Below are 26,234 nucleotides of genomic sequence, written 5' to 3' on the forward strand. Positions count from 1 at the left end.
CGAAATCACACTATATCCATTGTTATAAATTACTGAGCATTACCCATGTGATTATTAAAAAAACTCTAATAATGATTATTAAATATCGTTAAATAAAAACCACACTAGCATAAAACATTAGCGAGATATTTTTACCAATAGATGAATTCCTCTTACGATCACAATTTAAATTAATAAATCTTATATTTTGAGGGGGAAATATTTCTATTATTTGAGGTCAGAATGAAAAAGAAACTGGTCATTGCGCTGGGTGGTAACGCATTGCTACAGCGCGGAGAAGCATTAAGCGCCGAGAACCAACAGCGCAGCATTCAGCTGTTCGCCAGAATGGTCTCTGAACTGGCGCGTGACTATCAACTGGTCATCGTCCACGGCAACGGCCCGCAGGTGGGTTTACTGGCGCTGCAGAATGCGGCCTATCGTGAGTCTCCGGCGTGGCCGCTGGATATTCTGGTCGCAGAAAGCCAGGGGATGATTGGTTACGCCATCGCCGAAGGGGTTTCTCAGTACGCCGACGCCCTGCCGGTGACGACACTTCTGACCCGCGTGGTGGTGGATCCGGAAGATGAAGCCTTCCAGGCTCCGGGGAAATTTATCGGCCCGGTCTATCCGGCGGAACAAAAAGCAGCGCTCGAGCAACAGCATGGCTGGCAGGTGAAAGCGGATGGGCAGTACGTTCGCCGGGTTGTCCCCTCCCCTGCACCACTGAAAATTGTCGACAGCGCGGCGATTGAAACACTGATGGCCGCCGGGCATCTGGTTATCTGCTGCGGCGGTGGCGGTATTCCGGTGGTGGAGCATGAACACGGCTATCAGGGCGTAGAAGCGGTAATTGATAAGGATTTGACCGCCGCGGTGCTGGCACAGTCCATCGATGCCGATATGCTGCTTATTCTCACCGACGCCGATGCCGTCTATCAGGACTGGGGCACGCCGCAGGCGCGTGCATTGCGGAAGGTGACGATTGAAGAGTTAGCGCCCTTTGCCGCACCCGACGGCGCGATGGGGCCGAAAGCCGCCGCGGTTATCCAGTTCGTTCGCCGTAGCGGAAACCCGGCCTTTATCGGAGCGCTAAAAGATGCGCCGCAGATCCTCAGCGGAGAAAAAGGCACCTGCATTCACTAAAAAAATGGCTTCCCGAGGGAAGCCATTTTATTGCCATCAGGCAGATTACAGTACGTCTACCGCGTTCAGTTCTTTGAACGCCTGCTCCAGACGAACGATCATGCTGCTCTGTGCAGCACGCAGCCATACGCGCGGATCGTAGTACTTCTTGTTCGGCTGGTCTTCGCCTTTCGGGTTGCCCAGCTGACCTTGCAGGTAAGCTTCGTTGGTTTTGTAGTACTGCAGGATACCGTCCCAGGTCGCCCATTGGGTGTCGGTATCGATGTTCATTTTCACAACGCCGTAGCTCACGGAATCTTTGATTTCCTGAGCAGAAGAACCGGAACCGCCGTGGAACACGAAGTTCAGGCTGTTGTGCGGCAGGTTGTGTTTCTTAGAAACATATTCCTGAGAATCACGCAGGATAGTCGGGGTCAGAACCACGTTACCCGGCTTGTACACGCCGTGTACGTTACCGAAGGAAGCAGCGATGGTGAAACGCGGGCTGATTTTGCTCAGTTCAGTGTACGCGTAATCAACGTCTTCCGGCTGGGTGTACAGTGCAGAAGCGTCCATGTGGCTGTTGTCCACGCCGTCTTCTTCACCACCGGTGCAACCCAGTTCGATTTCCAGGGTCATGCCGATTTTGGACATGCGAGTCAGGTACTTAGAGCAGATCTCGATGTTCTCGTGCAGAGACTCTTCGGACAGGTCAATCATGTGAGAAGAGAACAGCGGCTTACCGGTGGCTGCGAAGTGTTTTTCACCCGCGTCCAGCAGACCGTCGATCCACGGCAGCAGTTTCTTAGCGCAGTGGTCAGTGTGCAGGATAACCGGAACACCGTAATGCTCAGCCATCTGGTGAACGTGATGCGCGCCAGAGATAGCACCCAGGATTGCAGCGCCCTGAGGAACGTCGGTTTTCACGCCTTTACCCGCGATGAACGCAGCGCCACCGTTGGAGAACTGAACGATAACCGGTGCTTTAACTTTTGCTGCGGTTTCCAGAACGGCGTTGATGGAGTCAGTCCCCACGCAGTTAACAGCTGGCAGAGCAAAGTTATTTTCTTTTGCTACCTGGAACACTTTCTGAACGTCATCACCAGTGATCACGCCAGGTTTTACGAAATCAAAAATTTTAGACATGTTACGTAGTCCTGTATCTTCGGCCGTTAGAAATGGGTGCGTGCTTGTATAGCGCGCTGAAAAATGGGCAGGTTTCCCTGCCCTTTAGGTCTTACTTCTTAGCGCGCTCTTCGAGCATTGCTACTGCTGGCAGTACTTTACCTTCCACGAATTCGAGGAATGCGCCGCCGCCAGTGGAGATGTAGGAAATCTTGTCAGAGATACCGAACAGGTCGATAGCGGCCAGCGTGTCACCGCCGCCTGCGATAGAGAACGCGTCGCTGTCAGCAATGGCGTTAGCCACGATTTCGGTACCTTTACGGAAGTTCGGGAACTCGAACACGCCAACCGGGCCATTCCACAGAATGGTTTTGGCATTTTTGAGGATATCTGCCAGTTTCTGTGCAGAAACATCACCGAGGTCCAGGATCTGCTCTTCATCTTTGATGTCGTTAACAGATTTCAGGGTCGCGGTGGCGGTTTCAGAGAACTCGGTCGCCACGCGAACGTCAGTCGGAACCGGGATATCGCAGGTCGTCAGCAGGCGTTTAGCTTCGTCAACCAGGTCTGCTTCGTACAGGGATTTACCCACGTTGTGGCCTTGAGCGGCAACGAAGGTGTTAGCGATACCGCCGCCGACGATCAGCTGGTCAGCGATTTTGGACAGAGAATCCAGAACGGTCAGTTTGGTAGAAACTTTAGAACCACCGACGATAGCAACCATCGGGCGAGCCGGTTCTTTCAGCGCTTTACCCAGAGCGTCAAGCTCAGCGGCCAGCAGCGGGCCTGCACAAGCAACATCAGCAAATTTGCCGATACCGTGGGTAGAGGCCTGCGCGCGGTGCGCGGTACCGAATGCATCCATCACGAACACGTCGCACAGTGCAGCGTATTTCTTAGACAGCGCTTCGTCGTCTTTTTTCTCGCCTTTGTTGAAGCGAACGTTTTCCAGAACCACCAGTTCACCAGCAGCAACGTCAACGCCGTCGAGGTAGTCTTTCACCAGGCGAACCGGGCTGGAAAGTTTTTCTTTCAGGTAGTTAACTACCGGAAGCAGAGAGAATTCTTCGTTGTACTCGCCTTCGGTCGGACGACCCAGGTGGGAGGTAACCATCACTTTCGCGCCTTGTTTCAGGGCCAGTTCGATGGTCGGCAGAGATGCACGGATACGCGCGTCGCTGGTCACTTTCCCTTCTTTAACCGGCACGTTCAGATCCGCACGGATGAAAACGCGTTTGCCAGCCAGATCCAGATCGGTCATCTTAATTACAGACATGGTGAATCCTCTCATTGATTCATAAAGTTTTGCAGACGCATTCGCGTCTTACCTGAAACCAATAGCTGCCATCGCCAACGTGGTGTCGAGCATTCGGTTGGCAAAGCCCCATTCATTATCACACCAGACCAGCGTTTTGATGAGGTGCGCACCACTCACTCGCGTCTGCGTTCCATCAACGATGGCGCTGTGCGGATCGTGGTTAAAATCGGTGGAGACCAACGGCAATTCCGTATAGTCAACTATACCATGAAATGCTCCCAGCGCTGCTTTTTGCAGCAAGCTGTTGACTTCACAGGATTTTACCGGATTTTTCACCGTCACGCTAAGGTCGATCGCCGTCACATTTATCGTTGGAACTCGCACCGCAATCGCTTCAAAACGGTCATTAAACTGCGGGAAAATACGGGTGATCCCCGCCGCCAGTTTTGTATCAACCGGAATGATGGACTGACTCGCGGCACGCGTACGGCGCAAATCCGGATGATAAGCGTCAATCACCTGCTGATCGTGCATGGCAGAGTGAATGGTAGTTACCGTCCCCGACTCGATGCCAAAAGCATCATCTAACAATTTGATGACGGGGATTATGCAGTTTGTAGTACAGGAGGCGTTGGAGACAATGCGATGCTCGGCGCGAAGCTCGTCCTGGTTCACACCAAAGACGACGGTGGCGTCAAGATCGTTGCTGCCGGGATGAGAAAAGAGCACTTTCTTCGCGCCAGCCGCGAGGTGCGCTTCACCGTCTTCACGAGTGCCATACACGCCGGTGCAGTCGAGTACGACATCCACACCCAGCTCCCGCCACGGCAGCGCATCAATACTGCGCTCGTGGAGCAGACGAATTGCATCGTCACCGACGTACAGTTGCTCGTTCTCCTGACGGACATCCCAGGCAAAGCGGCCGTGGCTGGTGTCGTACTTCAATAAATGCGCGATGCCGGTAGCATCGGCAAGCTCATTGATTGCCACCACGGTGATTTCCGCCCGGCGTCCGGATTCATACAGTGCACGAACCACGTTACGCCCGATGCGACCAAAGCCATTAATCGCTACGCGTACGGTCATAGGTCTCTCGCTAGACTTTCCCTGATTTGAGGTGGCAAACAGAGTAATGCAGCCACGCCCTGAGGGAAACCTTGCCTGTCACAAACTGCGACTGATTGATTATTTGTCGAACATTTAATCGACTGAAACGGTTCAGCTAGAATAAGCGAAACCAAGAATAAAAGGAATGATTGTCCAGACAAAGAAGCCAGTTATCTGACATTCGTCACATTTTCTTTGGAATAATTGACGGGCGATTTCAGAGATTCAGGAATAGCAGGAACAGGAAGCGGAGGTGAGGAAAAAACAAAACGGTAACCCAATGGCTACCGTTTTTTGTGTTTGCCCCTCGCCCATGAGGAGAGGGTCAGAGGGCGGGCTAAAGCCTGCCCCTGCAAACGATTACAGCAGTTCTTTCGCTTTCGCGACTACGTTTTCGACGGTGAAGCCGAACTCAACGAACAGCTGTTCCGCCGGAGCTGATTCACCGAAGGTGGTCATGCCGACGATAGCGCCGTTCAGGCCCACGTATTTGAACCAGTAGTCAGCGATACCCGCTTCAATGGCCACACGGGCAGAAACGGCTTTCGGCAGTACGGATTCACGGTACGCGGCATCCTGCTTCTCGAACGCGTCGGTAGACGGCATGGAGACCACGCGCGCTTTCACGCCTTCGGCAGTCAGTTTTTCCCACGCGGCAACCGCCAGCTCAACTTCAGAGCCGGTCGCGATGAAGATAAGCTGCGGCTGACCGTCGCAATCTTTCAGCACGTAACCACCGCGAGCGATATCCGCCAGCTGTTTCTCGGTACGATCCTGCTGTGCCAGGTTCTGACGGGAGAGGATAAGCGCGGTCGGGCCATCGTGACGCTCAACGCCATATTTCCATGCCACAGCAGATTCAACCTGGTCACACGGACGCCACAGGCTCATGTTCGGCGTCACGCGCAGAGAGGCAATCTGCTCAACCGGCTGGTGAGTCGGGCCATCTTCGCCAAGACCGATAGAGTCATGGGTGTAAACCATCACCTGACGCTGCTTCATCAGCGCAGCCATACGTACCGCGTTACGCGCGTACTCGACGAACATCAGGAAGGTGGAGGTGTACGGCAGGAAACCACCGTGCAGGGAGATACCGTTAGCGATAGCGGTCATACCGAATTCGCGCACGCCGTAATGGATGTAGTTACCCGCTGCATCTTCGTTGATTGGCTTAGAACCAGACCACAGGGTCAGGTTAGAAGGTGCCAGGTCAGCGGAACCGCCAAGGAACTCAGGCAACAGCGGGCCAAAGGCTTCAATCGCGTTCTGAGAAGCTTTACGGCTGGCGATTTTCGCCGGGTTAGCCTGCAGCTTAGCGATCCACTCCTGCGCTTTCGCGGCGAAGTCAGCCGGCATTTCACCCTTCATACGACGGGTAAATTCAGCGGCTTCCTGCGGGAAGGCTTTCGCATAAGCAGCGAACTTCTGGTTCCAGGCAGATTCTTTCGCCTGGCCTGCTTCTTTAGCATCCCACTGCGCATAGATTTCAGACGGGATTTCGAACGGAGCGTATTTCCAGCCCAGCTGTTCACGAGTTGCAGCAACTTCTGCATCACCCAGCGGCGCGCCGTGGGAGTCGTGAGTACCGGCTTTGTTCGGAGAACCGAAACCGATAATGGTTTTGCACATCAGCAGGGACGGTTTGTCGGTCACTGCACGCGCTTCTTCAACCGCACGTTTGATAGCGGCCGCGTCATGACCGTCTACGCCACGCACAACGTGCCAGCCGTAGGCTTCAAAGCGCTTCGCGGTATCGTCGGTGAACCAGCCTTCAACGTGACCATCAATGGAGATACCGTTGTCGTCGTAGAACGCAACCAGTTTGCCCAGTTTCAGGGTGCCCGCCAGGGAGCACACTTCGTGGGAGATACCTTCCATCATGCAGCCATCGCCCATGAAGGCGTAGGTGAAGTGATCAACGATGTCGTGACCCGGACGGTTAAACTGTGCTGCAAGGGTTTTCTCTGCGATAGCCATACCTACGGCGTTGGCAATACCCTGACCCAGCGGACCAGTAGTGGTCTCAACACCGGCGGTGTAACCCACTTCCGGGTGGCCCGGCGTTTTGGAGTGCAGCTGACGGAAGTTCATCAGCTCAGACATCGGCAGGTCGTAGCCGGTGAGGTGCAGCAGGCTATAAATCAGCATAGAGCCGTGGCCATTGGACAGCACGAAACGGTCGCGGTCTGCCCAGGCTGGGTTCTGCGGGTTGTGGTTCAGGAAATCACGCCACAGGACTTCGGCAATGTCAGCCATGCCCATCGGGGCACCCGGGTGACCAGACTTGGCTTTTTGTACTGCGTCCATGCTCAACGCACGAATAGCATTGGCAAGCTCTTTACGTGAGGACATTTTGACTCCAGATCGGACTGTTGAAGGCCATGCCAAAACGACTTGACGACAGCGCGTTTTGGGCTATGCCGGAAAAAAGTGTGAACAATGTAACCCAAGCGGCTGGTCATGTACATGGAGCATCCTTTTGGCCCTTAAGAAATCTCTGGATCACGCTCGCATGTTGCGCAATCTGCTCGCTCGCTTGTTGTTATTTTCTTTATACTTCCGCCACGGTCCGTTGCCGAAGGCGGCAGATCTTTTTTTCAGAATCATCACAACCTGGTCGTGCGGAAGAGAACCAAATGAAAATTCGCCTTGCTTTAGTCGCTGTTGGGATGGCTACGCTGTTAACCGGCTGCCAGAATATGGATTCAAACGCGCTGCTAGGCTCAGGCGCCGAGGCGTTTCAGGCCTGGTCCCTGTCGGATGCCCAGGTTAAAGCCCTGAGCGATCAGGCCTGTAAAGAGATGGATTCCAAAGCGACCATCGCCCCGGACACCAGTGATTACGCCAAACGCCTCGGCAAAATTGCCGCCGCATTGGGCGACAACATCAATGGTCAACCGGTGAACTACAAGGTTTATGTGGCTAAAGACGTGAACGCCTTTGCCATGGCAAACGGCTGTATCCGCGTCTACAGCGGCCTGATGGACATCATGAACGACAACGAAGTTGAAGCGGTTATTGGCCACGAGATGGGCCACGTTGCGCTCGGCCACGTGAAGAAGGGTATGCAGGTGGCGCTCGGGACTAACGCCCTGCGCGCGGCAGCAGCTTCAGCGGGCGGTATGGTCGGCAGCCTGTCACAATCGCAGCTTGGCGATCTCGGTGAAAAACTGGTGAACTCACAGTTCTCTCAGCGCCAGGAGTCCGAAGCGGATGACTACTCTTACGATCTGTTGCGCAAACGCGGCATCAACCCATCGGGTCTGGCCACCAGCTTCGAGAAACTGGCGAAACTGGAAGCGGGCCGTCAGAGCTCCATGTTTGACGATCACCCGGCCTCTGCGGAACGTGCCCAGCACATCCGCGACCGTATGGCAGCAGACGGAATTAAGTAAGTTTTCTCTCTGACCCTCTCCCTAAGGGAGAGGGTTTTCTGTCTGTCAATACAGCGTTTTCTGCGGCGGTCCGGCAAAGCGCAGGGCACCGATTTTGTCCATCCGAACTTCCACCACCGACGGCCCCGGCGTTGCCAGTGCTTCCGTCATCACCGCCTGAAAATCATCCGCACTTTCGACGCTCCACGCCTGCAATCCCATAGCCTGTGCCAGTTGGGTGAAATCCGGGGTGTGCAGCTCGTTGTAATACTGACGTCCACCGAAGTATTTATCCTGGATGCCGCGCATCACGCCATAGCCGCCGTCATTCATGATAAGCAGTGTGAGGTTAGCCTTCTCCTGCGCCATCGTCGCCATTTCACCAAGGTTCAGACTAAGCCCGCCGTCGCCAACCAGGCCAACGACCTTACGTCGTGGGTTTGCTACCGCGGTGCCAATCGCCATCGGCAGTCCCATGCCGATCGCCCCTGCCAGCGAATGAATATTGCAAAGCGGAGCCTGCGCCCGGAACAGACGGCTGCCCCACAGGCTGCCGGAAACGGTGATATCTCGCACCAGGATCCCGTCAGCGGGTAACGCACTGGCGATGGCGTCACTGAGGCGGGCGTAAGGTCCGCACTGCTCGCGTAGCCCCTGTTCGGCGATAGACACCGCTTCGCGCACCTGCAGATCCCACTGCGTGTTGCCCCATACCCGGCCCTGCACCCTTGAGGCCAGCGCGGTGAGTAATTCACGGCAGTCCGCCGTCAGGGTGTTTTCCATCAGGTAATTACGGCTCGCCGCCGCCGGATCGATATCAATCTGAACTCGCGGCTCCGGCAGCGCCAGCGTCCAGGAGCGCGTTTCGTTGCTGCGCAGGCGAGACCCAGCCACCAGGGTAAAATCACACTGCCCCAGCAGCGCTTCAACCGACGGCGAGTTATGAAACGCCCGCAGGCTCGCCGGGTGCGAATCGGCTAAAATGCCACGCCCATGGGTGCTGGAAATCACCGTCATTCCAGCATCTGCCAGCTTTTTGACCGCATCCAGACAATGCAGCGCCCCACCGCCCAACCACAGCAGCGGCTGTTTCGCACGGTTGAGCTGCGCCCACAGCGCATCAACATCGGCGTCGTTCACCACGGCAGCCGGTGTCGGTTTCACCGGCATCGTCACCAGTGAACGCGGTATCATCGCGCTCTGAATATCGATGGGGATTTCTACCGAGACGGGTCCGCACGGCGGCGTCTGCGCCTCCTGAATTGCCTTATGCAGAATGGCGATGGCCTGGTTAGCGCTGCTGACGCGATACGCCCGTTTTGAGCTTGCCTTCAGGAACGTCAGCTGATCGCGGGTTTCGTGGATAAACCCGGTGTCGGCATCAAGCCAGGCTTTCTCCACCTGACCGGTCAAATGCAGCAGCGGCGTCGAGGCGTTCAGCGCTTCTACCAGCGCCCCCACCGCGTTGCCAGCCCCGGCCCCCGTGCTGGTCAGCGCGACCCCAAGCCCGGTGAAACGCCCATGGGCATCCGCCATGGTCACTGCCCCGGCCTCGCCGCGGGAAGGGACAAAACGAATTTTCTCTCGCTGACCAATCGCATCGGCAATCGGCAGGTTGTGAATAGAGATAACGCCGTACAGCGCGTCAACCTGATAGTGTTCAAGTGTTCTGGCGATGGCCTCGCCCACGGAAATCATGTCACTCATAGCTCACCCTTTTTTTAGTCGCACCAGTGGTTGATGCCGTTCCCCGTCGCCAGATAAACGCTCTTCTGCTGCATCCAGGCTTTAAGTCCCTGAATGCCCTTCTCGCGGCCCAGACCGCTCTCTTTGAAACCACCAAACGGGGTTGAAACAGAGAAAACTTTATAGGTGTTGATCCACACCGTTCCGGCCTCCAGCTGTTCACTCAGGCGCAGCGCGCGCCCGCTGTCGCGCGTCCAGATACCGGCTGCCAGGCCGTATACCGAATCGTTCGCTTCCGCGATAAGCTCGGCTTCATCGCGAAACGGCATGGCTACCAGCACCGGGCCGAAAATCTCCTCCCGGCAGGTACGCGCCTGATTGTTCAGTCCTTCGATAATGGTCGGCTGGAAGTAGCTACCACCAGCAAGCTGTGGATCCGCCGGAACCTCACCGCCGCACAGCACCCGGCCACCCTCCTGCTGGGCCAGCGCCACGTAGTTCATCACGCTCTGGCGATGTTTCTGGTTGATAAGCGGGCCGACGTGGGTGCCTTCGGTAAACGGGTTACCAATGCGCAAACCGCGCGTCAGCTCCAGCAGACGGGCCATCAGCGGTGCATATACATGCTGATGAACAAACAGTCTTGAACCGGCGATACAGGCCTGGCCGCCGGAGCTGAAGATGCCATAGCAGATACCGCGCGCGGCCTGCTCGATATCTGCGTCTTCCAGCACGATGGTTGGCGATTTACCGCCAAGCTCTAATGACGCCGGGATCAGTTTTTCTGCCGCCACATGCGCCAGATGACGGCCGGTGTTTGTACCGCCGGTAAACGAGATTTTGCGCACCCTCGGATGGCGCGCCAGCGCGTCACCAATCACCGATCCTTTACCCGGCAGCACGCTCAGTAATCCTGCGGGGAGCCCGGCTTGCTCGAAGATGCGCGCCAGCTCCAGCGCCATCAGTGGCGTTGCTTCGGCAGGCTTGAGGATCACCGCGTTTCCCGCCGCAATCGCCGGGGCAATTTTCTGCATTTCGCTGGCGATGGGGGAATTCCACGGCGTAATGGCGGCCACCACGCCCAGCGGCTCATAGCGGCTGAAGGTCAATACCTGCGCAATACGCGGCGTTGGCAGCTCGCCCTCCAGCAGTTCGCAGGCGGCGGCAAAATAGCGGGCGGTTCCGGCAGCGCTCAGCACCAGTCCCCGGGTTTCCGCCAGCGGTTTACCGTTATCACGGCTCTGCATCTGCGCCAGTTCGTCCACCCGCGCCTCTATCTCGTTCGCGACGTGGTGCAAAATCCTCGCCCGCTGGTGCGGCAGCGCGTTGCGCCAGGCCGGTGCTCGCCAGGCACGTTCACCTACCGCAATCGCCTCTTCGAGATCGTCGAGGCTTGCTGCATTAAGCGTGGCGTTGAGCGATCCATCTGCCGGGAAGTGACTCTGCAGAACCTCCCCGCCACCCGGGCGCCATTTCCCACCAATGAAAATATCGAGAGCTTTCATGTTGTGTCCTTATTGCTGCGCCAGTTCACGACAGGCGCGCACCGCGCTCAGCGCCGCCAGCGTCGAGGTTTTCGGGTTACTGGCGAGCGGCAGCCCGCTCAGTTCAATATGAAATTCACCGAACAGCCCTTCCACATGCAGCGTGTGCGTATTGCGGGTAGTTGTCGGGTCAACCATCAGTTGCACGCGGGTTTCATCCATACCGATGCCGCCCAACGCTACGGTTGCCGCCACGTTGGCATTGGCTGGAAACAGACGCGCTGCCTCCCGCGCACTGCCTTCAAAAAAGATCTGCGCGCTGCTTACGGTGTCGAGGTTGATAAGTTTTTCCGCGTGGCTGCCGCGCCAGCTGGCTGGGCTTTTGCGCGAACGGTAAACCACCCGCTGCAGCCCTCCTTCTTTCGCCGCAGATAGACCGTCAATGCCCGCAACGGCTCCGGAAAGCAGGGTCAGTCTGCCACCAGTGTTGCGCAACCGGGCTTCAAGTTCCCGGTCGGCCAGCGCCCCGGTCGAAACCACCGCCAGATGCCAGCCCCGGCGTAAGATAGCCTCACCGTATTGCGCAACGGCCTGCTGGCTGGCGCACTCCAGCACTAAATCCGGCGTATCAGCACAGTCACCCGGCGACAGCAGCGGCATTACCGTGCCGTGAAAGCGTGCCAGAATCCCGGCATGGTGGTGCTCATGCGCCACAATCCAGCCAATAGCAACCGCCCCCGGCATACGCTCAATCACCGCCTGCGCCATCGCTCCGTATCCCAACAGCATGATTTTTTTCATCTTCGCTCCCTACAGATGACGGTTAAAACCGCCCGACACGTCCAGAGCCGCGCCGGTGGTAAACGAGGCCAGCGGCGAGGCAAGGAACAGCAGCGCCTGCGCCGGTTCCTGCGGCTTGCCAAGACGCTGCATGGGGATCCCGCGCTGACGGGCAATCTCTGCCGTCCACTCACCGAAGCTCTGCTGTTTGTCGCTGCGGGCTTCAAAACGGCGTCGCCACTGGCCGGACTCCACCATGCCGAGCAGAATGGAGTTCACACGAATGCCTTTGCTAATCAGCTCCTTAGAAAGCGTCAGCGTCATGTTGAGCAGCGCCGCCCGCGCCGCCGAGGTGGCAATCATGTGCTCCTCAGGCTGAAGCGCCAGCAGGGAGTTAACGCAGGTAATCGAGGCAATATCCGAGCGCTCAAGCTGGGGGATAAACGCCTGCACCGGGTTAATGACGCCGAACAGTTTGAGTTCAGCCTCATGCAGCCAGGCCGCTCGCGGGGTATCGGCGAAGTGCGCAACATAGCCCTGACCCGCGTTATTAATAAGCATGTCGGCACCGCCGAAGCGTGTTTCCACCGCCCCGGCAAACGCCTGTATCTGCGCGTCGTCCAGCACATCGCAGCGCTGCGCCATGATTTCCGCCTGCGGATACTCGTTCATCAGCGCCGCCTGCGCGCTGGCGAGCCTGTCCGGATCTCGCCCGCAGAAAGCCACCTTTGCGCCTTCCGCCAGCAGCAGGCGCAGGGTTTCAAAACCAATACCGGATGATCCGCCGGTCACTACCGCCACCCGTCCTTCAATTTGCGCCTGCATGGCGAACTCCTTCAACGACACGTAATAATTGTTGGTTAAACGCCTGAGGGTTATCGAGATAACAGGCGTGTCCGGCTTTCGCTAACGGCTGCCAGCCCATGCCATAGCGCAGCGCCAGGCCATAAGCCATCTCGGGCGAAGTAATGCAGTCCTGCTCGCCGCACCAGACCTCAAACGGATCGCGATAATCGCCCAGCCAGCGGTGAATATCGTCATACGCCAGCATCCGCGCTGCCGCCAGATAGCCCGCTTCCGTCAGGCGGCGCATCCCGGCCGCCACCGTCGCGATATCCTCTTCGCGCGCCCCCGGGTGCAGCAGCTTCGCCGCCCTGCTTTCGGCAAGCGCCTCTACCCCGGCGCTGATTTGCGCTTCGCGCTTACGCCAGACCTGCTCGCGCTGGGCGGGTTCCGCCTGCCCGTAGCCCTGCGCCGGAGAAGCCAGTACCAGCGCCTGTACCCGCTGCGGGCGGCTGGCGGCAAAGGCGCTGGCCACCAGCGCCCCCAGCGAATGCCCGACCAGCACGACGCGCTCAATTCTTAGCGCATCCAGCAGCGCCGCCAGCGCATCGGCATAATCACTCGCCATCGCTTTGGTTACCGTCAGCATCGGGCTGTTGCCGTAGCCCGGCATATCCCAGGCCAGTACCCGACAACCCGGTAACACCATTTGCTTATGCCAGGAGGACGCCCCGGAACTGATCCCGTGCAGCAGCATCACCGGCGTACCCTCTCCCTGTTCACGAAACGCGGTCATCGTCCCCTCCTCAGTTGCGTTTGACCTGGGCTAACGGATGGTCTGCCGGATAGGTCGGGATGTGCGGCTTCGGTGTACCGAGCATGACGCACATCAGCGCCTCTTCTTCCCCGTGGTTAAACAGCCCGCGATAGATCCCGGCTGGCACGGAGATAAGGTCACGCTCGCGCAAGACGGTTTCGGTGTAATGGTCCCCGTCCTGCACCATCAGGGTGATTTGTCCCTTCAGCATGAAGAACACCTCTTCGACGTCGTCATGCAGGTGCATGGGTCCTTCGCATTTCGCGGGCAGCACCATGGTGGAGAAGGTGAAATGTTCAGCGGGAACGGTGTTGGTATCGTTCACCACGCCGGTTGCCCCGGTGCCGATATAACGCATCTGAGCGCGACGATATTTCGGGTCGAAGTCGGCCTGAAACTTCAGCGCATTCCAGTCATATTTACGTCCTTCAAAGCGGGCGATGCGCGATTCGATCCACGCCTCCATGGTCAGGTTGTCCGGTTTAACGACGGGTGGTTTGGTAACGGTTGAATCAGACATGGCAATCTCCTCAGTAGCGTGTCAGCATCGGCAGCAACAGCGCGCAGCCCAGCGCGGCCATGACCACCAGAAAGAAAAGTCCGGAATCCATACTGCCGGTGAAACTAATCAGGGCGCCCATCACCGCAGGCGACAGCGCCCCGGCAAAATTCCCCAGACCGTTGAAAATGCCGCCTGCTGTGGCACTGACCCCGGAGTGGGTGGCTTTCGCCAGCAGGGCAAAGATATTGGGTGCACCAATCCCCCACATAAAAGTGCTGAAAGCCATTGCCGCAATCACCGTCAGGGGCGTGCTGTAGTGCATCACGGCGATAAGCCCGATACCTGCACCTGCCATCGAGATAAAGCAGGCGGCGGCACGTTTATCGAGCTTGTCAGAGAGCCACGCCCCCAGCACTTCCCCCAGCAGCATGGCGATAAACGGCATAGAAGAGAGCCAGCCCGCGTGTTCGAGGTGGATCCCTTTGCCGTTGATGAGATACCCCGGCAACCAGCCGTTGATCCCCCAGAGATAGGTCAGGAAGGCGATGTTAAAGACGCAAATCATCCAGAAGTGCGGGCTAACCAGCAGCTCGCTGCGCGCCGAACGCCGGGTGTTCTGGCTCTCGGTGGCGGTTTTTCCCCGGCTTGCCAGCTGCACACCGCGCAGCCCAATACGCACCAGTACCAGCACCGGGAGCGTCAGCAGCGCCATGGTGAAGAAGGTGCTCTGCCAGCCAAAATGGTTGAGCAACGTCAGCGAAAGCGGGAAACCAATTGCCGCCCCGAACGGTGTCCCCAACAGCCACAGCATGGTGGCTCGCGCCTGCAAATGTGCCGGGAAGGTCTGGCGGATAATGGTAAAAGCCAGCGGGAACAGCGGCCCCTCGGCGATACCGAGCAGGATACGCAGCACCAGCATCAGGCTGTAGCTATGGGTAAAGCCCATCATCAGCATCAGCACGCACCACACCACCATCATGCCGGTGAGCAGGCGCAGCGGCGCAATACGGTCGCCCAATCCGCTCAGCAGGACGGAAGAGATCCCGTAGCTCAGCAGGAAGGCGCTCATGAGTAATCCAAGGCGAGTGGTATCGAAATCGAGCCCCATCGCCTGCTGGAATTCGGGGTCAACAAACAGCGCCGCGATGCTGATTTTGTCGAAGAACGCCAGCAGCACGCAGGCCAGCAGCGACAGCGGGATCGACCAGCGAACCGCTTTTTTCGGCGCGAGGGCGCCCTCACCGCGCGCGTCATCTGCCGCGGTGTTTGTCTCTAATGTGGTCATGTCTCCCCCTACGGGTACACGGGCGCTAACGCAGTGACATCAAAGAAAATTCGGGATCGTCGAGCGGCACATCGCGCAGATCCCGTCGGGCGGCTATCCAGCGCTTCGCAAGCTTAACGGTCCTTGCATCGTTAAAGGCAACCAGCTGCTCGAGGCTGCCGTCAGCCGCCAGCGAGAAGAACAAGGGGCCTTTTGGATCGCGGCGCACCACCATCCGGCAATCGGATCGCGGTACCCCGAGGATCTGAATGTTGTGCTGGTATTGATCTGACCACAGCCAGGCAGGCTCGTCGTAGCCCGGCGCGCTGTCGTTGAGCATCGCTTTGGCCGTCGCCACCGCCTGATTTTGCGCAAAGGCCCACGACTGCAGACAGAGTCCATACTGGTGGTGCTGTGCGACGTCACCGGCGGCATAAATCAGCGGATCGGACGTTCTTCCCTGCGCATCCACGATAATGCCCTGCGCCGTGGTCAGCCCCGCCTGGCGAGCCAGGCTTACGTTGAGCGTCACCCCAATCCCCACCACCACCGCGTCGAACAGTTCGCGTTTGCCATCGCACTGAATCACCGGCAGCCCGTCAGCATCTTCCAGCTCCATCGCGCCGCAGCCGCAGCGCACATCCACCCCCTGTTCGCGGTGCAGGTGCAGCAGTTCGGCAGAAACCTCAGCCCCTACCGAGCGCATGCACAGCGCAGGCTGCTGTTCAAACAGCGTGACCGCCACACCCCGTTTACGCGCTGAGGCGGCTATCTCCAGCCCAATCCAGCCGCCGCCGACGATAGCCAGTTTGGCGCAGTTGGCGAGACGCTGCTTCAGCCGCTGGGCATCCTGCCAGTGGCGCAGGGTGTACACCTGCGGGTGCTGTGCCCAACTGTCCCCCGGCAGGCGGGCGCTGCCGCCGGTCGCGATCAGCAGTTTGTCGTAGTGCAGCGTGTCACCATTGCTGAGCTGAATGCGATTCGCGGTACGATAAATCGCCATCGCGCGCAGCGGGCGATACCAGCGCAGATCAAGAGAGCGCTGCACCTCTTCACTGAACAGTCTCGGCAGTGCCGGGACCTCATCAAGCAGCGCGGCTTTCGACAACGGCGGGCGCTCGTAGAAATCCCACGGCTCGTCGCTCACCACGGCAATTTCACCGTTAAATCCCTCATCGCGCAGCGTTTTTGCCGCCCATCCTCCGGCCTGACCGCCGCCGATAATGATGATTCGTTCTGTCATAACGCCTCCGTCTTCTTCTGCTGACGACGGGTATCGTGGTCAATGCCACCCTCTACGGCCCACTCGGTAAAGGAGACCAGCGAATGTTCCAGCTCACGCGGCTGCCACTTTTCCGTCAGGTAATCATCGTTGGTGTAGTATTCGAACGCGCCGCCGGTGGGGCTATTGACGTACCAGAAATAGGCGGAAGAAACCGGGTGACGACCGGGGCCGATAAACGTGCTCCAGGCGTTACGGTTCATAGCGATACCGCCACCTGCCACTTCATGGATATCGCGCACGGTAAACGCCACGTGGTTGAGCCCACGTTTGCGGTTCGGGAGTTGCAGCAGGAACAGGTTGTGGTGACCGCCGCGCGTCTGGCAGCGCAGGAACACGGCGCGGTTGATATAACGATCGGAAACCTGAAAGCCAAGCACCTCACGATAGAAACGCTCGACTGCCGCCAGCTCTTCGACAAAAAACACCACATGGCCGATGTTGACCGGCGTGGCTTTGTCATACACCGGGCTTGGGGTGTCGATCCGACGCATATCGCCCCACTGATTAATCGGCTCGACGTGAAGCCTTACTTCCGTTTGCTGCGTCACCTGCACCCGCAGGGTCATGCCGTTCGGGTCACGGCACTCCAGCGCACCGTCGACCTCACGAAAACCCGGCTGCTTTGCAAGCTGCGGACGAAGCGCGTCAAGCGCCGCGCGGTCAGCCACCGCCCAGGTCATGCGCCGCAGGGTATTTCCGGTCTCAAACGCTGGTGGCAGGTCAGGATCATTCGTCGGTTTCAACGCCACGCTCGCGCCGCTGAGGGTAGTAAAGTGGCGCCCACCGGCGTCACCGCGCAGGCCGAAGTCCGCCATAAATTTGCTGCAATCCGCCAGGTTGTCGACGCCAAATTCCAGCTTTTCAATTCCAGTGATGCTCATAATGGGTTGCCTCTTTACCGTTCAGTTGCCTTTTTGGGGCGTATGAGGGGCCCGACGCCCGCCAGCGCCTGAATGTAATTATTTGATTTAACTCGCTTTCGCCAGATACCCCAGGAAGCCGGAGATTTTCTCTGCCGCCGCACGGACTTCGTTCAACAGGCGACGTTTATCCGTAGACGGCACTTCTTCGGCAGGTACCATGATGCTCACCACCGCCGCTACCCGCCCACTGCGATCGTAAATCGGCCAGACGATTGAGGAGATCCCCTGACGGAAGAAGGATTCACCAATGACGTAGCCGCGCACTTTGTCCTGCTGCACCATTTCCCACAGCGCTTCGCGATCGTAAAGCTGGCCCGGTACGTTGCCCGGCAGGCGCGCATCCGGGAACAGTTTTTCGTACTCTGCACGGCTAAGGTCTGTGAGAAGCACCCGCCCAAGCGAGGTGCAGTGCACCGGCAAACGTGTCCCGATACTGACCTGATTGACCCGAGAACCTGCGGCGCTAACGCGGGCCACGTAGATAATGTCGCGACCGTCGCGGATAGCCAGGTGGCTGCTACACTGGCTGCTGTCGCGCAGTTGTTCAATCACCCGTTGCCCCACCTGGGCGACATCCAGCGACGCAATGTATTCGAAGCCGAGCCGCAGCACGTTCATTCCCAATGAAAACGTGTTGGTACGCGGATTACGTTCCAGAAACCCCAGGTACTCCAGCGTCTGTACTACCCGATAGGCGGTCGCTTTCGGCATCCCCACCAGCCGGTGCATTTCGGCAAACGTCAGGTCGCGATGCTGTTCGCTGAACGCCATCAACAATTGCAAACCCCGCTCAAGTCCTGGCACCAGATATCTCGTTTCCTGCTCGTTGGCCATACCGTCTCCGCCACGCTTAGTTAAAGACAAATCCACCGTTCACCGGCAGCAGTTGCCCGGTGATAAATCCGGAAAGCGGGCTCAGGAGCCACACTACGCTGCCGGTCACATCTTCAGGCTGCTGCGCACCGCTAAGCGCCCGGCCATTTTCATACAGCTGATGGCGCTCCGCCGGGACGTACTCCGTGGCTTCAACCCGGGTAAGGCCTGGCGCAATCGCGTTGATACGTATACGTCTTTCACCCAGTTCACGCGCCATCGAACGGGTCATGGAAATCACCGCCCCTTTGCTGGCGACATACGCCATCAGGCGCGGTGCCCCCCAGAGCGCGGTATCCGACGCCACGTTGACGATGGCAGAACCTTCACGCATCAGCGGTACGGCTGCACGGGTCACAAGCCAGGTGCCTTTGACATTAACCGTCATCACCTTGTCCCACAGTGTCGGGTCGTACTCCATCATGTCTTTGCCGCCGACGCCGGTCGCCAGCGCCGCGTTATTCACCAGCCCGTCGACGGCGCCGCGTTTGCCGATGTCGCTGAATGCCAGGGCGATGGACTCTGCGTCCGCGAGATCTATCCACTGCGTCTCAACGCGATAGCCCTGCTGGCGTAAACGCTGCGCGCTTTCTGCAAGTTCACCCTTGAGGATGTCGCACAGCACCACCGTGGCCCCTTGCTGAGCGCAGGCCAGCGCGAAGTGGTAGCCCAGGCCACGCGCTGCGCCGGTAACGACGATGCGTTTGTCGTTAAGCAATCCATTCATCAGGCAGCTCCCTGCGCGGCTTCGCGCCGGGCAAGCTGCTCTTTCGCGGCTTTCTGCATCATCCGGCGCAGGCGTGAGAGCCCCACATCATGCTGATAGAGATATTCATGGTCGCGGGCGTTCGGAGCCATGTTTTCCAGCACCACGCGATCCTGCTCCAGGACTTCCCAGTGCAGTTTTTCCAGACGATTACGGTACATAAAACGCCACAGGTCACGCTGCCAGCCTTTCACGCCACGAATACGCCAGAAGAACACGCGGCAGTTGTCGTTGTCTTCCGGAACCACCATGCCGACAATCCAGAAGTGACCGCCGGGCCCGAAGCGTTTTTTGTACGGGATGGACAGGCGCATCCAGTACGCACCGCTGGAGCCCAGTTCAACCCAGTCGAAGTTAACGCCGCTCTGCCCTTTCTTCTCAAACACAAACCCGCTCGGCGTTGGCTGCAGCACCATATCGGCCTTACGGTCGCCTTCCGCCATCGAGTGCGACGACGAGTGCAGGTAGGTGCCGTGCATCGGATCCATCACGTTTTCGAGCGCGTACTGGTAATTACACTGCCACGCGGCGGTGCAGAGGAAATGGCTGTAGGTTTCGCTATCGGCAAGCTCTTCTGGGAAGCTCAGTTCGTCAGGCTGCTGGTCAGCGGTAACGCCAAACCAGAGGAAAATCGCGCCGTGGGCTTCCTGTACGTTGTAGCTGCGCACGCACTGTTGTCCCACCAGCGGGCAGCGGTCGACGGCCGGGACATCTTTAACTTCGCCACTGCCCGCCACTTCCAGGCCGTGGTACCAGCAGGCAATGCGGTCGCCGAGGTTCCAGCCCATCGACAGACGCGCACCGCGGTGCGGGCAGCGGTCCTCCAGCGCCTGAACCTGGCCATCTTTATTCCGCCATACCACAATCTGTTCCCCAAGGCGGGTGATACCCACCGGCGCGGATTGCACTTCCCAGCTCGCCAGCACCGGATACCACAGACCGCGCAGCCCTGTGTCGAGATATTGCTGAACCGTCGTTGTCATCGCCCTCTCCTCAGTATCCGTTAACCTGTAAAAATGCCTGGAAACTGCTTTCGCTCCACGCCTCGCCCTGCTGGTCATACATTTTTATTTGATTCAATCCATGAACCAGTTCCGGCAGGGTTTCGACTCCCCGTTCAAACAGGGTTTCCAGGGTGGCGATTAGCGACAGCTCCCAGCTTTCCGGCTGGCGGCTGCGGGTCTGCCAGACCAGATTCTGATACTCACCGGGTTTATGAATATTGCCGCTGCCGCCTTCCGACGGCGGCGTGAACTGGCGACTTTCCGGCAGGGATGGGTTGAACGCCCGGAATTCGCTCATACCACGCTCTCCTCGATGAAGGTAATCTGGATCTGGTTTTCAAAAATCCGTACCGGGTAACGGTTGAGGTTCCGCTCACCTGGGCCGTGCAGGCACTTCCCGGTTTTGATATCGAACACCGCTTCATGCAGCGGACATTCGACTTTGCCATCTTCAACAAATCCCTGACTTAACAGGGCATAAGCATGCGGGCAGACGTCCTCCAGTGCGTAATATTCACCGTCGATAAGATAAATGCCGATGTCTTTACCCTCGACATTGCCGCTAAAAGGAAAATCTTCCTGCACTTGCTTCGCGTCACACACGCTTATCCAGCTCATCATGATCCTCCAGCTGTAAGTTTCATATATGAAACATTGTTTCTTATTTAATACGGTCAATATAAAAGCGATCACTATTTCGTCAAGGCGTGATGTGACAAATTTGTTAAACACTTTGTGATTAATTAATTAACTGTGGAAGCGATCACGAAAAATAATGTCGATGAGAGCATCGTTTTTAAAGAAAAGCAGATCTCGCTGTTTATTGAAAAACATTCATCAATGCAAAAATGAGGGGGAAGCTATGAAATTAAGGAATGATAAATATAAAGATTGGGAAAACATGAAGTTTCACCTGTGAAACTTAAATTACAATTAACCATTAAAAACAATGAGTTTCACCAATGAACCAATTTACCCTTGTGACTATCACCTTGCAGGAAAAATAATAACCACATTTTATTATGGTATTAGCGTAAAACCTTGAGAATGATTTAAAGATGAGAAATAAAACGAGGGGTTAACTGACAGGGGATTTTGCCTGATGTCCAGAATAATATGCTGCAAAGATGCTGCCGAGTATTATTTCTCAGCAGCATTTTTATTTCAGACTTATTCGCCTTTTTTGGCAGCCTGCAGATAGAGCATTTCCAGCGCCAGGGTCGCCGCAGCCAGCGCGGTGATTTCAGACTGGTCGTATGCCGGAGCAACTTCTACCACGTCCATCCCAACGATGTTCAGGTCTTTCAGGCCGCGGACCAGCTTGATCGCGCGATCGGAGGTCAGGCCGCCGATAACCGGAGTACCGGTACCCGGTGCAAACGCCGGATCCAGACAGTCGATATCAAAGGTCAGATAAACCGGCATATCACCGACAATCTGCTTCACCTGAGCGATAACATCATCAACGCTACGATCGTTCACCTGGCCTGCGTCCAGCACGGTGAAACCATTGTCTTTATCGAACTCGGTACGAATACCGATCTGCACGGAGTGGTTCGGATCGATAAGCCCTTCGTTCGGCGCAGTGAAGAACATGGTGCCATGGTCAAACTCACAGCCGTTAGCATAGGTATCGGTGTGCGCATCGAAGTGCACCAGCGCCATTTTACCGAAGTGCTTCGCGTGGGCACGCAGCAGCGGCAGAGTGACGAAGTGGTCACCGCCGAAGGAGAGCATACGTTTACCGGCTGCCAGCAGTTTTTCCGCGTGCGCCTGCAGCTTCTCACTCATTTCACGCGCATCACCAAATGCGTACACCAGATCGCCGCAGTCCACGACGTTCAGACGTTCGCGCATATCGAAGTTCCACGGGAAGCGGTTGTGCTCCCACGCGAGGTTGGTGGACACCTGACGGATAGCCGCCGGACCATGACGACCGCCCGCGCGGCCAGATGTCGCCATATCGAACGGAACGCCGGTGATAACACAGTCAGCATCGCTGTCGTAGGGCTGGAAGTTCATTGGCAGACGCAGGAAACCAAAGGCGTTGGAAACCAGGGAGTTGTCGTACTGATGACCTAAAGTGCTCATGTCCTGACCTCTTCTAAAGTCGATACATTAAAAACAGATGAAAAAAAATCCCCTCCGCGTCGTTAGGCCCGACGAGGAAGGGATTATTCGAATTCAGTTTGTCTGCGGATTATCGCCGCAAATTCATACGGGTTCAAGCACCAGCATTATAGACAATTTCAGAATATCTGCCCCTCAGTCCTGATAAGGTAAAATTTGACCTGAAAGGCGGAATTTTAGCCTAAAACAGGTAAAATATTACCGAAAAAGAAAAAACCACAAACTAATAAAAAGGTATTATACTACCCATAAATGCGGTTTAATGATGATTAAAGGTACATTTTTACCCATGAATGATTTTACCCGGGCCATGACCGACAGCGTGCTGGCAGAGAGATTATTCAACCGCCTGGAAGCACGGCGTAAAGCGATGAAAATCACCCAGCTAACGCTCGCTGAACGCGTTGGTATCACACCCAAAACCTACCGGGCGGTGAAGAGTGGCTCGTGCAGCCTGCTTATTTTTATCAGCATTCTTCGTGAGCTACAGTTGCTGGAGAATCTGGATACGCTGGTTCCCGCCGCCACGCTGCGGCCTGCGGAAGTCTGGGCTCAGGTCTCCAGGGCGGGGAAAAGGCAACCGTCCACGGCCACCAAAGCGATGCAGATCCGCAGCATGATGGAAAAACGCAAGAAATATAAAACAGGGGAGTAAGAGATGATTGCGAATGCGTGCAAAGTACAGTTCTCTGGCGTAGACGTCGGCACGCTGGCAATAACCGATGACTCACCCTGGATCTCTTTTGAGTATGACGCCGCCTGGGTTGCGGAGGGGTTCTCCCTTTCTCCACTCCATATGCCGCTCACCACGGCCCCGCAGAATTTCCCGGCGCTGGCCACCGATACCTGGCGTGGTCTCCCGGCGGTGTTCGCTGACTCCCTGCCCGACGATTTTGGTAACGCGTTAATTAATAGCTGGCTCACCCGCCAGGGGCTGGATAAAGCTCAGTTTGGCGCACTGGACCGACTGCTTTATACCGGCACGCGCGGGATGGGAGCGCTGGAGTATCAGGATGCCATCGACCTTCCTGCGAACCGTGCCGAAGAGCTTCAGCTTTCCTCTCTCGTCGAACTGGCGCAAAAAGTACTGAACGAACGCAATCATGTCGATATTGACGCCAGCGAGCAGCACGCGATGTCGCATCTTCTGCAGATAGGCACCTCGGCCGGTGGAGCCAGACCTAAAGCCGTTATTGCGGTGAACCACGACAGGAGCCATATCCTTTCCGGCCAGGTCGCGGTTCCGGAAGGCTTCGAGCACTATTTACTGAAATTTGATGGGGTAAGAGAGCAGCACGCGGATCAGGAGACCTTTGGCGATCCCCGAGGTTTTGGCCTGATGGAATACAGCTATTATCAGATGGCAACCCGCTGCGGTATCACCATGTCACCCTGCGAAATCCTGTCTGAACATGGGCGAAGCCACTTCATGACCCGCCGCTTCGACCGGGAAGGGAATCAGAAATACCATGTTCTGACCCTGTGCGGCATGGACCATGCTGATTTCAGGAAACCCGGGCAATACAGCTATGAAGAATTGCTCAACGTCGCCCGCCAGTTGGGGCTTCCCATCAGACAACAGGAGCAGATTTTCCGCCGCATGGTGTTTAACGTGGTCGCCAGAAATCATGACGATCACACGAAGAATACCGCCTTTCTGGTGGATGATGATTTCCGCTGGTTGCTGGCTCCGGCCTATGATGTGGCGTATAGCTACAAGCCAGGTTCGCCATGGGTAGACCAACATCAAATGACCATTGCCGGGAAACGCGACCACTTTACCCGGGACGATTTGTTATCGGTCAGTACGCTGATCACCCGGTTTAGTGAGAAGAAAGCCAATGCCATTATTGATGAGATAATCGGTGAGGTGAAACGGTGGCCAGAGGTGGCAGAAGAGAATGGTGTCTTCCCGGCGCTCAGGGATGAAATAACCCGTAACCTGGTGCTGGAGATATAAAAAAACGGGCGCCGCAGCGCCCGTCTATGCGGTTACTCGTCTTCCAGGTAAGTGTACCCGTAGAGACCCGCTTCGAACTCTTCCAGGAACTGCTTTTGCAGTTCTGCATCGAGACCGGTGTTTTTCACCTGGTCGCGGAACTGCGTCAGCAGCGTGTTCGGATCGAGCTGCACGTACTCCAGCATATCCGCCACGGTATCCCCTTCGTCAGACAGCTCAACTTCAACGCTGCCATCCGGGAAGACAAACACGTCAACCGCTTCGGTATCCCCGAACAGGTTATGCATGTTGCCGAGGATCTCCTGATACGCGCCGACCATAAAGAAACCCAGCATCGGCGGGTTTTCCGGATCGTACGGCGGCATCGGCATGGTGGTCGCAATACCGTCACCATCGATGTAATGGTCGATAGCACCATCGGAGTCACAGGTGATATCCAGCAGCACGGCGCGACGCTCAGGTACCTGATTCAGCCCTTCAAGCGGCAGAACCGGGAACAGCTGATCGATACCCCAGGCATCCGGCATCGACTGGAACAGCGAGAAGTTGACGTAAATCTTATCCGCCATACGTTCCTGCAGCTCATCGATAATTGGACGATGCGCGCGGTTGCTCGGATCGAGCTGCTTTTGCACCTCGTGGCACATGCTCAGATACAGCTGCTCTGCCCACGCGCGCTCCTGCAGGTTAAAGGTACCCGCCGAGTAACCGAGGTGGATATCATGCAGATCCATCTGGCTGTCGTGCAGCCATTCACGCAGTGAACGGCGCGTGCCCGGCTGGTTCATCTCCTGCCAGGTTTCCCACATGTTCTGCAGCGCACGGGACGCATCTTCCGCCGGCGCCGTCGGCTCGGTGTATTCGTTACGCTCAACGCCGATGATGTTAGAGACCAGCACCGTATGGTGTGCGGTGACGGCGCGCCCGGATTCGGTAATGACCGTCGGGTGCGGCAGGCCGTTCTCTTCACAGGCATCGCCAATCGCCCAGATGATGTTGTTGGCGTATTCGTTGAGGCCGTAGTTCACGGAGCAATCGGACTGCGAACGTGTGCCTTCATAGTCTACGCCCAGACCGCCACCAACGTCGAAGCACTGGATGTTGACGCCAAGTTTGTGCAGCTCCACGTAGAAGCGCGCGGATTCACGCACGCCGGTCGCGATGTCGCGAATGTTGGCCATCTGCGAACCGAGGTGGAAGTGCAGCAGCTGCAGGCTGTCGAGGTGCCCTGCTTCACGCAGGATCTCCACCAGTTGCAGAACCTGAGTGGCCGCCAGGCCAAACTTGGATTTCTCCCCGCCGGAAGACTGCCATTTGCCAGAACCCTGAGAAGCCAGACGCGCACGCACGCCAAGGCGCGGCACCACGTTCAGTCGCTCAGCTTCTTCCAGCACAATCGCGATTTCAGACATCTTCTCGATGACCAGATAGACCTTGTGGCCCATCTTCTCACCCACCAGCGCCAGACGAATGTATTCACGGTCTTTATAGCCGTTACAGACGATCACGCTGCGGGTCATACCGGCATGCGCCAGAACCGCCATCAGCTCCGCTTTAGAACCAGCTTCCAGACCCAGCGGCTCGCCGGAGTGGATCAGCGATTCAATCACGCGACGATGCTGGTTAACCTTGATCGGGTAAACCAGGAAGTAGTCGCCGTTGTAACCATAGGATTCACGCGCGCGTTTAAACGCGGCGTTAATTGAGCGCAAACGGTGCTGCAGGATCTGCGGGAAGCAGAACAGTGCAGGCAAGCGTTGCCCCTGCGCTTCACGTGCTTTCACCAGTTCGGCGAGATCGACGCGTGCTTCAGGTACGTCAGGATCCGGACACACGGTGATATGCCCCAGTTCGTTGACGTCGTAGTAGTTATTGCCCCACCAGGCAATATTGTAGGTACGTAGCATCTTGCTGGCTTCCTGGGAGCTCATCGCAATCTCCTGCATAGAACGTAGTACACCCTGTTCGCCTGCTGACGAAGGCGAAACCAAAGAAATGTCGTCAGACAT

24 protein-coding genes are annotated in these 26,234 nt (G+C 57.0%); 4 read left to right on the forward strand and 20 right to left on the reverse strand.

Annotated features, from left to right (window positions below; translation table 11 throughout):
- The first annotated feature begins 222 nt into the window (after positions 1–222).
- Complete coding sequence (locus tag GYRE_RS12140; protein ID WP_038255532.1) at positions 223–1,125, forward strand: carbamate kinase; 903 nt, start codon at positions 223–225, stop codon at positions 1,123–1,125.
- A gap of 45 nt (positions 1,126–1,170) precedes the next feature.
- Here the strand turns inward: GYRE_RS12140 and fbaA are convergent, their stop codons facing one another.
- The 4 genes from fbaA to tkt form a co-directional block, all read right to left on the reverse strand.
- Positions 1,171–2,250: a class II fructose-bisphosphate aldolase gene (gene fbaA, locus GYRE_RS12145; RefSeq protein WP_038255533.1), complete on the reverse strand. Its 1,080-nt coding sequence runs from the start codon at positions 2,248–2,250 to the stop codon at positions 1,171–1,173.
- Positions 2,251–2,341: 91 nt separating this feature from the next.
- On the reverse strand, positions 2,342–3,505 hold the full coding sequence (gene pgk, locus GYRE_RS12150) for a phosphoglycerate kinase (protein WP_038255535.1): 1,164 nt from the start codon (positions 3,503–3,505) through the stop codon (positions 2,342–2,344).
- 48 nt (positions 3,506–3,553) lie between these two features.
- Positions 3,554–4,573 (reverse strand): erythrose-4-phosphate dehydrogenase, encoded by a 1,020-nt coding sequence (gene epd, locus GYRE_RS12155; RefSeq protein WP_006818371.1) that lies wholly within the window; start codon positions 4,571–4,573, stop codon positions 3,554–3,556.
- Between the two features lie 381 nt (positions 4,574–4,954).
- Complete coding sequence (gene tkt / locus GYRE_RS12160; RefSeq protein WP_006818370.1) at positions 4,955–6,946, reverse strand: transketolase; 1,992 nt, start codon at positions 6,944–6,946, stop codon at positions 4,955–4,957.
- 284 nt (positions 6,947–7,230) lie between these two features.
- Here tkt and loiP point away from each other — a divergent pair, with 284 nt between their 5' ends.
- Positions 7,231–7,989 (forward strand): metalloprotease LoiP, encoded by a 759-nt coding sequence (gene loiP / locus GYRE_RS12165; RefSeq protein WP_006818369.1) that lies wholly within the window; start codon positions 7,231–7,233, stop codon positions 7,987–7,989.
- A gap of 45 nt (positions 7,990–8,034) precedes the next feature.
- On the opposite strand, the gene GYRE_RS12170 is transcribed toward loiP, so the two are convergent.
- From GYRE_RS12170 to speB, 15 genes are all read right to left on the reverse strand, one after another.
- Positions 8,035–9,675: a thiamine pyrophosphate-binding protein gene (locus GYRE_RS12170; protein ID WP_038255537.1), complete on the reverse strand. Its 1,641-nt coding sequence runs from the start codon at positions 9,673–9,675 to the stop codon at positions 8,035–8,037.
- Between the two features lie 14 nt (positions 9,676–9,689).
- A complete protein-coding gene (locus GYRE_RS12175; RefSeq protein ID WP_038255539.1) occupies positions 9,690–11,159 on the reverse strand; it encodes an aldehyde dehydrogenase in 1,470 nt (489 codons plus the stop codon).
- A gap of 9 nt (positions 11,160–11,168) precedes the next feature.
- On the reverse strand, positions 11,169–11,939 hold the full coding sequence (locus GYRE_RS12180; RefSeq protein WP_038255541.1) for an aspartate dehydrogenase: 771 nt from the start codon (positions 11,937–11,939) through the stop codon (positions 11,169–11,171).
- 9 nt (positions 11,940–11,948) lie between these two features.
- Entirely contained in the window at positions 11,949–12,743 is a 795-nt protein-coding gene (locus tag GYRE_RS12185) for an SDR family oxidoreductase (protein ID WP_038255543.1), read from the reverse strand.
- The gene (locus tag GYRE_RS12190) at positions 12,727–13,497 is read right to left on the reverse strand and encodes an alpha/beta fold hydrolase (protein ID WP_038255545.1); all 771 of its coding nucleotides are present in this window, start codon (positions 13,495–13,497) and stop codon (positions 12,727–12,729) included. The genes GYRE_RS12185 and GYRE_RS12190 overlap by 17 nt, the downstream gene beginning before the upstream one ends.
- Positions 13,498–13,507: 10 nt before the next feature.
- Positions 13,508–14,038, reverse strand: coding sequence for a cupin domain-containing protein (locus GYRE_RS12195; protein WP_038255547.1), 531 nt, complete (start codon positions 14,036–14,038; stop codon positions 13,508–13,510).
- 10 nt (positions 14,039–14,048) lie between these two features.
- Entirely contained in the window at positions 14,049–15,305 is a 1,257-nt protein-coding gene (locus GYRE_RS12200) for an MFS transporter (protein ID WP_006818362.1), read from the reverse strand.
- 25 nt (positions 15,306–15,330) lie between these two features.
- Positions 15,331–16,527: an NAD(P)/FAD-dependent oxidoreductase gene (locus GYRE_RS12205; RefSeq protein ID WP_038255549.1), complete on the reverse strand. Its 1,197-nt coding sequence runs from the start codon at positions 16,525–16,527 to the stop codon at positions 15,331–15,333.
- On the reverse strand, positions 16,524–17,450 hold the full coding sequence (locus GYRE_RS12210; protein ID WP_038255551.1) for a VOC family protein: 927 nt from the start codon (positions 17,448–17,450) through the stop codon (positions 16,524–16,526). Before GYRE_RS12210 ends, GYRE_RS12205 begins: the two co-directional genes overlap by 4 nt.
- A gap of 87 nt (positions 17,451–17,537) precedes the next feature.
- Entirely contained in the window at positions 17,538–18,326 is a 789-nt protein-coding gene (locus GYRE_RS12215; protein WP_006818359.1) for an IclR family transcriptional regulator, read from the reverse strand.
- 16 nt (positions 18,327–18,342) lie between these two features.
- A complete protein-coding gene (locus GYRE_RS12220) occupies positions 18,343–19,092 on the reverse strand; it encodes an SDR family oxidoreductase (RefSeq protein WP_038255554.1) in 750 nt (249 codons plus the stop codon).
- Positions 19,092–20,114, reverse strand: coding sequence for an aromatic ring-hydroxylating oxygenase subunit alpha (locus GYRE_RS12225; protein ID WP_038255556.1), 1,023 nt, complete (start codon positions 20,112–20,114; stop codon positions 19,092–19,094). The genes GYRE_RS12220 and GYRE_RS12225 overlap by 1 nt, the downstream gene beginning before the upstream one ends.
- A 10-nt stretch (positions 20,115–20,124) precedes the next feature.
- Positions 20,125–20,433 (reverse strand): recombinase-like helix-turn-helix domain-containing protein, encoded by a 309-nt coding sequence (locus GYRE_RS12230; protein WP_006818356.1) that lies wholly within the window; start codon positions 20,431–20,433, stop codon positions 20,125–20,127.
- Positions 20,430–20,753, reverse strand: coding sequence for a Rieske (2Fe-2S) protein (locus GYRE_RS12235; RefSeq protein ID WP_038255558.1), 324 nt, complete (start codon positions 20,751–20,753; stop codon positions 20,430–20,432). Before GYRE_RS12235 ends, GYRE_RS12230 begins: the two co-directional genes overlap by 4 nt.
- Positions 20,754–21,305: 552 nt before the next feature.
- On the reverse strand, positions 21,306–22,226 hold the full coding sequence (gene speB / locus GYRE_RS12240; RefSeq protein WP_038255560.1) for an agmatinase: 921 nt from the start codon (positions 22,224–22,226) through the stop codon (positions 21,306–21,308).
- Between the two features lie 328 nt (positions 22,227–22,554).
- Between speB and GYRE_RS12245 the strand changes: the two genes are divergently transcribed.
- Together GYRE_RS12245 and GYRE_RS12250 are read left to right on the forward strand one after the other, a co-directional pair.
- Positions 22,555–22,920: a helix-turn-helix domain-containing protein gene (locus GYRE_RS12245; RefSeq protein WP_038255587.1), complete on the forward strand. Its 366-nt coding sequence runs from the start codon at positions 22,555–22,557 to the stop codon at positions 22,918–22,920.
- A gap of 3 nt (positions 22,921–22,923) precedes the next feature.
- Complete coding sequence (locus GYRE_RS12250) at positions 22,924–24,225, forward strand: type II toxin-antitoxin system HipA family toxin (RefSeq protein ID WP_038255562.1); 1,302 nt, start codon at positions 22,924–22,926, stop codon at positions 24,223–24,225.
- Between the two features lie 32 nt (positions 24,226–24,257).
- Here the strand turns inward: GYRE_RS12250 and speA are convergent, their stop codons facing one another.
- Complete coding sequence (gene speA / locus GYRE_RS12255) at positions 24,258–26,234, reverse strand: biosynthetic arginine decarboxylase (RefSeq protein WP_071777508.1); 1,977 nt, start codon at positions 26,232–26,234, stop codon at positions 24,258–24,260.

Source organism: Yokenella regensburgei ATCC 49455 (assembly GCF_000735455.1).
GTDB lineage: Bacteria > Pseudomonadota > Gammaproteobacteria > Enterobacterales > Enterobacteriaceae > Yokenella > Yokenella regensburgei.